Annotated in this window: 1 protein-coding gene; it reads right to left on the reverse strand. The window is 76.4% G+C overall.

Annotation, left to right across the window (positions count from 1 at the left end; all coding sequences use genetic code 11):
* The coding region (locus E5198_RS21360) for a TolC family protein (RefSeq protein WP_168772582.1) at positions 1-573 on the reverse strand (573 nt) is incomplete at both ends.

The raw sequence follows: 573 nt of genomic DNA on the forward strand, positions 1-573 counted from the left end.
CTGGGCGGCCAGCCGCTCGGCCAGCACCTGCTGCTGCAGGCGCCGCTGGGCGAACACCCCGCCCTGCGCGGCCAGCGCCTCGCGGGCATCGCTCAGCCCGCGCTCGTGGGCCTCGCGCGCCAGCTCGACGCGCCGCTCGGCGGTGGCCAGCCCCTGGGCGACGAAGCCCTCCTGCTCGTGCAGCGAGTGCAGGCGCACCAGCAGGTCGGCGACCCCCTTGAGCGCCTGCACCAGGGTGCGGTTGTACTGCTCGACCGCCAGGTCGTAGCCGGTCGTCTCGGCGCCGAGCCGGCCGCGCCGTGCGCCGCCGTCGAAGATCGGCAGGCTGAGCGCCGGGCCGAGTCCCCAACTCAGCTTGTCGTGGCGCAGGAAATCCAGCGCGCCGCCCTGGGTGGCGGCGCGGCCGAAACTGCCGAGCAGGTCGACGTTGGGATAGAAGTCGGCCCTGGCCACCTCGATGCCGCGCGCCGCCGCCGCCACCTGCCAGCGGCTGGCGACCACGTCGGGGCGCCGGCCGAGCAGCTCCAGCGGCAGCGCGCTGGGCAGTTGCGCCGCCGCGTGCAGGGCCAGGCG

This window comes from Pseudomonas sp. A-1 (assembly GCF_004801855.1).
Lineage (GTDB): Bacteria > Pseudomonadota > Gammaproteobacteria > Pseudomonadales > Pseudomonadaceae > Geopseudomonas.